This window comes from Methylobacterium oryzihabitans (genome assembly GCF_004004555.2).
GTDB lineage: Bacteria > Pseudomonadota > Alphaproteobacteria > Rhizobiales > Beijerinckiaceae > Methylobacterium > Methylobacterium oryzihabitans.
Genome location: NZ_SACP01000047.1, coordinates 21,719 through 28,468 on the forward strand (window position 1 = coordinate 21,719; position 6,750 = coordinate 28,468).

General features: G+C 71.6%; 6 protein-coding genes. All 6 read left to right on the top strand.

Going from position 1 to position 6,750, the window contains the following annotated elements:
* Complete coding sequence (locus EOE48_RS27030) at positions 1-765, top strand: hypothetical protein (RefSeq protein ID WP_127733988.1); 765 nt, start codon at positions 1-3, stop codon at positions 763-765.
* Between the two features lie 11 nt (positions 766-776).
* On the top strand, positions 777-1,283 hold the full coding sequence (locus EOE48_RS27035) for a hypothetical protein (RefSeq protein ID WP_127733989.1): 507 nt from the start codon (positions 777-779) through the stop codon (positions 1,281-1,283).
* Between the two features lie 91 nt (positions 1,284-1,374).
* A complete protein-coding gene (locus tag EOE48_RS27040; protein WP_127733990.1) occupies positions 1,375-2,658 on the top strand; it encodes a phage tail sheath protein in 1,284 nt (427 codons plus the stop codon).
* An 87-nt stretch (positions 2,659-2,745) separates the two neighbouring features.
* Positions 2,746-3,273 carry a phage major tail tube protein gene (locus tag EOE48_RS27045; RefSeq protein WP_127733991.1) on the top strand — a complete coding sequence of 176 codons (528 nt, stop codon included), beginning with the start codon at positions 2,746-2,748 and terminating at the stop codon, positions 3,271-3,273.
* A gap of 68 nt (positions 3,274-3,341) precedes the next feature.
* A complete protein-coding gene (locus tag EOE48_RS29420) occupies positions 3,342-3,956 on the top strand; it encodes a phage tail assembly protein (protein WP_187371565.1) in 615 nt (204 codons plus the stop codon).
* A gap of 110 nt (positions 3,957-4,066) precedes the next feature.
* The coding region (locus EOE48_RS27055; protein WP_246154961.1) for a phage tail tape measure protein at positions 4,067-6,750 on the top strand (2,684 nt) is incomplete at its 3' end.

Sequence of the window (6,750 nt, forward strand, 5' to 3'; positions counted from 1 at the left end):
ATGAGCCTCGAAAGTCAAGTCGCCGCCCTCGTCCTCGCCGCAGGCAATCTCCTGCAATTGCCGCAGACCATCGCCACGACTGCGCAGGAACAGATCGCCGCTGTTTCGCTCGCGTATCAGAACGCGATCGCGCGGGCGGATATTCAGAAGTACGTGTCGCAGAGCACCGGGCTCGATACGAACGCCGGGACGCAGTCGGCTCCCTACCGCACGATCAACCGTGCGCTCGCCGACTGCGTGCCGGGCGGCCTTCTGACCGTCATTCTGATGTCCGACTACAACGTGTCGGAGCATATCCGGATCTTCAACAAGCGCCTGCGGGTCGCGAGCTTCAACCCGGCCAGCCCCGCGGTCATTACCTTCAACAAGTACGGCATCACCGCCGAGAACGTCCGCGCCGCCTATCGCTTCACGCTCGAAGGCGACGCCTACGTGTCGCTCCTGGCGGTGCGGATCGTCGTTCCCAACTCCAGCGGATACACCGCGTTCACGCGAGACTTCCGCTCGGCGATCATCGGCCCGCCCGACGGTGCGTCCGACAGCATCTTCGTGCGGCAGGCGGCCGGCCTGCTCGGCTGCACGCTCGACATCCCGTCCGACAACCTTGGCGCGGTCATCAGCGGGCCGATGGTGCAGCTCTACGCCTCCAATCTCACGATCGTCGGCCAGTCGATCCTCGGTCGGCTGATTGACAAGTACACCAACACCGCCGGGACGACGGCGGCGGCGGCGCCCGACGTCTTCACCAATCTTCCCAACTTCTGAGGGTGTGAGCTGTGAACCTCGCGAATGCAGTGATCGCCGCCGTCGAGCATGGCGGGCGTTACTACTACCAATGCACGCCCGAGCACCTGCGGGCGCAGGGCGTGCCCGATGCGGCGTTCCTGCCGGTCGTCAAGGCGGCGCTCAAGGCGGCGATCGACGCGCAGGCCGAGGCCCTGCGCGGGCTCCTCATCACCGCCGGCACCGGGCAGGCGATGGAGTATCAGGAGAGCCAGGCGCAGGCGTTCTCCGCCCTCGGGGAGCCGGAGACCGCGACGGCCGAGCGCTACAAGATGCTCGCCGCCACGATCGGCCTCGACGTCGACCCCGTGACCGGGGCGCCCGCGACCGACGTGCTCGGCGTCGCCCGCTCGATCAAGGCCGCCTACGACGCCTGGGAGACCGCCGGCGCCGCGATCAAGCGCGGCCGCCTCTCGGCCAAGGCGGCGATCGACGCCGCTCCCGACCTCGACGCCGCCGCGGCCGCCTTCGCGGCGGTCGAGTGGCCGGCGCTGGCCTGATCCTCGCCCCGGCGCCCGGTGCGCCGGTCCCACCACCCCCTCGCCGTCAGGGCCGCCCTCGGGCGGCTTTTTCTTTGTCCGGAGAGCGCCCGTGACCGCCCCGTATTTCGGCTATGACACCTCGCGGCCCAAGGACGACATCGTCGCCACCTCGGGCGCCGACTTCTCGAAGGTCGGCTACTGCTCGACCTCCGACGACGCCGACCCGGCCGTGTTCCCGCCCGACGAGCCGGTGCGGTTCACCTCGACCGACCCGACCTATCTGGCGAAGCTCGGCACCGGCTACCTCGCCGACGCGGTCCGCGGCCTCAACGCCCAGCTCGGCGGCTACGGCGCCGACCTCACCGTCGTGCGCGTGCCCGAGGGCGCCGGCGCCACCGCGGCGGCGCGGCTCGCCGCCACGATGGCCCGGATCATCGGCTCGGCCGGCAGCCAGACCGGGCTCTACGCGCTGCGCGCGGCGACCCAGCACGTCAAGATGACGCCGCGGCTCATCGGCGTGCCCGGCTACACCGCCCAGCAGCCCGACGGGCTGCTGGTCGCCAACCCGATCGTCGCAGCGCTGCCCGAGCACCTGGAGGCCCTGCGCGCGGTCAGCGTCGTCGACGTCGCCGCCGGCACCAAGGAGGCGGCGATCGCGGCGCGCGAGACGATGTCGTCGCAACGCCTGATCCCGCTCGGGGTCGCGGCGCGCGTCTACGAGACGATCGGCAACCAGTCGACCCTCGTCACCCGCCCGATGAGCCCGCGCATCCTCGGGCTGTTCGTGCGCCAGGATAACAACCACGAGGGCAAGCCGTTCGAGCCGATCGCCAACCTGCCGGTGCTCGGGCTCGCCGACCTGTCGCGGCCGATCGCGTTCTCGATGATCGACGGCGCGGTCGAGGGGCAGGTGCTGCTCGCCCAGGACGTCAGCGTCGTCGTGCGCGGCGAGAGCGCCAACGTCGACGCGATCGCGGATGGCGGCTTCGTGTTCATCGGCACCGAGTCGGCCGAGACGAGCGAGCTGTGGAGCCAGTTCCATCAGGTTCGCGGGCAGGACTACCTCGACGTCAAGATGCAGAAGATCACCCGCGAGTATCTCGGCGGGCGCATCACGCCGCGCCGGGTCGAGGCGTGGTTGAAGTCGCTCGGGTTCATGCTGGAGGCGCACGTCAACGCCGAAGACCTGCTCGGCTACAAGCTCGACTTCCGCCGGGCGGTGAACTCGACCGACGAGGTGAGGATGGGTCACCTGACGGTCGAGAGCTACATCGAGCAGGCGGCGGTGTTCCGGCGCGCGACCAACATCGTGCGCCGCTACCGCCCGGCGGTCGACGCGACGATCGACGCGATCATCGCGCGGGCCGGCTCGCAGAGCGCCACCATCGTCTGATCCGCCCCCAGCCCGCGCCCCACACCGGCGCGGGCCCCGCTTCCTCGCGCCGCTCCCCCGGCCCTCCGCTAGAGGCTTCACCCCGCCATGGCCCAGGACATCCTCATCATCGAAGAGGTCGACGTTCGCCGCGCCGACGACCCGGACGACACCCGCGTGCTGACCGTCACCAAGGTCGGCCTGCCCGAGATCAAGCGCAAGGAAGCCGAGCACACCCCCGGCGGCGGCGTCGGTTCGGTCAAGTTCCTCCTGCCGATGGCCGACAGCATCGAGCCGAAGTTCTCGGTCAAGGGCCTCGACCTCGACGTGCTGCGCAAGTACGGCTTCTCGGCCGGCCAGCACGACAAGTGGACGTTCGCGGCATCCTTGCGCAACAAGCGCACGAACAAGCTCGTCTCGGTCCGCTCGACGATCCAGGGCATCGTCTCGACGTGGTCGCCGGGCGAGCACACCCCGGGCGAGCTGCTCGACTGCGACCACACCCTGGCCGAGGTGACCTATTACGACCTCGTGATCAACGGCGAGGAGATCTTCGCGTGGTCGTTCTACGGCCGCTACTGGCGCTCGGGCGGGATCGACCTGTTCGCCGAGTACCGCAACGCGCTCGGCGCCTGAGCCGCTCCCGCGGCGGTCCCGGCCGGGACCGCCGACCCGATCTCCCGCCAACCTGACGAGACGCCACCGTGGGTCACGATTTCAGCCAGTACGCGCCGGTCGGCAAGGCCGAGGCCGCGCGGATGCAGGCCGCCGAGGCGGCGCGAGCCGCGGCGCCCGCCACCTCGCCCGACGTGCTCGTCGTTCCGGTCGCATCGCCGTCGCCGGTCGGTCCGGTCATCGGTACGACCGGCGAGGGGCCGGGCCTGCACGCACTCGGCGGGTTCACGCAGCTGGCCCCTGCGCCGGTGGCCGTGCCGGCTCCCGTCGCGCCCAAGCCCGCGCCCCCCGTCTTCGTCGGCGGCCGCGAGCGCAGCGCCGTGTTCCCGCTCGACTGTCCCCTGTCCTATGACGGCCGCCTCTACGACGCCGTCGTGATGCGCCGCCCGACCGCGCGCGAGGTCGGCGCGTTCTACGACGCCCTCGCCGAGGGCGGCTTCCAGGGCTTCCCGATCTTCTTCACGCCCGAGGGCGACCCGATCCCGCACGCGGTGATCGACGCGCTCGACCCGGACGACGACGACCGGATCATGGGGCGGCTGATGGATTTTTTGCCGCGCCGGTTGCGGCTGGCGGCGGGGGAGAGCGACCCCGGTTCGCTCCCGCCGACTGGCGCGCCTACCGCGCCGACATCCTCGACGTGATCGGCGGCACCCGGGGCGAACTCGACGCCATGCCCTGGGACGACTTCTGCCGCGAGTGGCTCGTGGCACAGGCCCGCGCCGCGAGGCGCTGACGAACGGAACGAGCCCCGATGACGAGCCGCGTGTCCTCCCTCATCGTGCGGCTCACCGACGAGGTGACCGGACCGGCCGGCAAGGCGGCGGGCTCGCTCAAGCAGCTCGGCAATGCCGGCAAGTCCCTCGGGCAGGTCGCCCAGGCGACGCCCGAGGTGGCGAAGCTCGCGCGCGAACTCGATCACCTCAAGGGTAGCGTCGACCGGCTCGGCCAGCTCAAGGGGGCGGCGTCCGGCCTCGACGCGCTCGGCGCGAAGATGCGGCGCGCCAGCGCCGAGACCGAGCGGGCGGCCCGGGACCTCGCGGCCGCCGAGAAGCGGGTCGCGTTCTTCCAGCGCTCGAAGGCATCCGGCTCGGACAACTATGCCGGCTTCGTCGCCTCGGGCCTCGTCGCCGAGGCCGAGGCCCGCCTCAAGGTCGCCAAGCGGGTGCACGCGGCCGCCGAGCGCCAGATGGCGGCGACGCGGGTGCTCTACGTCGAGCAGAAGCGCGAGGTGCGCGCCCTCGCCGCCGGGATCGCCGGGGCGGCTACGCCGCTGCGCACGGTCGCCGCCGCCGAGACCGCGCTCGCCGCGGCCGCCGGCACGGCCAACGCCGCCATCGCCCGGCAGCCGGCGCTGTTCTCGCTCGCCTCGGCGCGGGCCACCGGCCTCGCTCGCAGCTACCGCGACCTCGCCGCCGGGATGAGTGCCTCGGGCCGCCAGATGATGGCGAACATCGAGGCGAGCCGCCGGATGGTCGCCGGGATGAGCGCGCCGGCCCAGGCTGCCGCGGCAGCCGCGGCCGCGCGGCGTCAGTCCGAGTTGCGCCAGGACTACCGGCAGGGCCGGCGCTACGCCTCCGGCTCGATGGCGGGCGGGGCACCGCACGAGGGCGCGGGCGTCGTCGATACCCTCGCGGGCGCCGGCGCCGCCGAGATGGCGCGGCGGACCTATGAGAAGGCCCGCGACGGCTACCTGGAGATGGACGAGGCGACCCGCCGTCAGCAGGCCGTGCTCCAGATCGACGTGACCAAGCAGCGCCCGCTCTACGAGCAGGCCTTGCGCATCGGCCAGGACACCCGGTTCTCGAACGCCGACGTGGTCAAGGCGCAGACCCGGATCGGGTCGAGCCTGCCCGACCATCTCAAGACGGCGGGCCTCATCCGGGCGGTGACCGACAACGCCAAGGACTACGCGCTCGCCATGGGCACGACCATGGACGAGGCGTCGAGCGCGATCCTCGGGCGCATGCTCGCGATGAGCTACGACATGTCGAGCCCGGACGCGGCCGCCACGTCCTCGCGCCACGCCGCCAACCGGCTGGTGCAGTTCGCCAAGTCCTCGGGAGCCGACCACAACGACATCATGGGCTACACCAAGTTCGGGGCCGCGCCCGGACAGGTGGGCGGGTTCTCGGAGGAGTTCGCCGACGCGCTCGGGGCGCAGCTCCGCCGGATCGGCTACGAAGGCGCCATGGCCGGCAACTTCGTGCGCGCGGCCGCGACCAAGCTCGCGGTGCCGACCGACAAGGGCCGGGCCGTGATGGCGGCCAACGACATCGACCACGACGACTACGTCGAGCCGAGCAAGCGGATGTCCTCCGAGGGGCTCGACAACGTCGTGCGGCTCAAGTTCGGCAAGGGCCTGACCGCGTCGCAGTCGAAGCGCATCGCCGCGCTGATGCAGGACGAGGACGTCGTCGGCTCGCGCGAGGAGTTCGTGCCGCAGGTCTCGACCATCCTGCAGGAGACGCTCGCCAAGAGAGGCAGGAAGGGCAAGATCAACGCCCAGGATGCGGCCAAGATCGCCAAGGTCGTCAATGAATACATGACGGCGACGGCGGGCGCGACCGACATCGAGCGCCTGATGCGCGATCTCGTCGCCAAGGGCCTGACCCCGGCGATGGCGAAGTATCTCTTCGGCCAGGAGCACGGCGGCCGGGCGCAGGGCCTCAAGCTCGACACGCTCAACAAGGATCAGGAGACCTTCCGCACCACGCCGAACGACCGGGCCGCGAAGATCGGCGCGGACATCAATGCCGGCTTCTACGGCGCCTATCAGCGGATGATCGGCTCGATCGAGACGCTCTACATGCGCCTCGCCCAGGTCAACGACGGTCCGCTGACCCGGTTCTACGACCGCGTCGGCAACGCGGTCGACGCGGTCTCGAACCTGCCCGACCCGGTGATCGCCTTCGGGACCCAGGTCGCCGCGGCAGGCGCCGCGCTGCTGACCCTCAAGGGCACGCTCGGCGCCCTGAGCCTGCTCGGCGTCACGACGGCGACGACCGTGAGCCGGGCGCTCGGTCGCCTCGTGCCGCAGATCGCGGCGCTGGAGGCTGGGCGGCAGGCCGGCACCGCCCTCGGCGAGACGATCAACGAGGTCGGGGCGATCGCCGCGGGCAAGCACTGGACGCCGCAGGACAGCGACGACCTGCGCGAGATGCGCGAGCGGCGCGGGGCGCTGGCGCAGCGCGCCGACGAGACCGAGGCCCGGGTGCACCCGTCGCGGCGCGGCGAGTTCAACCCGGAGATCGACCTGCTGCGCCGGCAGGTCCAGGATCTCGACAACCGCATCCGCTCGGGCGAGGAGCGCCGACGCGCCTGCGGCCAAGGCGGTGCCCCTGCCGCCGGTGCGGCCGCCGGAGTTCGGCGCGTTGGCTCGTGCGGCCGAGGAGGCGGGCCAGGATGCGGGGCGCGCCATCGTCGGCGGCATCGAGG

What these genes read in the sequence shown, in the direction of transcription:
- EOE48_RS27030 (WP_127733988.1), top strand. Translation starts at nt 1, where the DNA reads ATGAGCCTCGAAAGTCAAGTCGCCGCCCTCGTCCTCGCCGCAGGCAAT.
- EOE48_RS27045 (WP_127733991.1), top strand. Translation starts at nt 2,746, where the DNA reads ATGGCCCAGGACATCCTCATCATCGAAGAGGTCGACGTTCGCCGCGCC.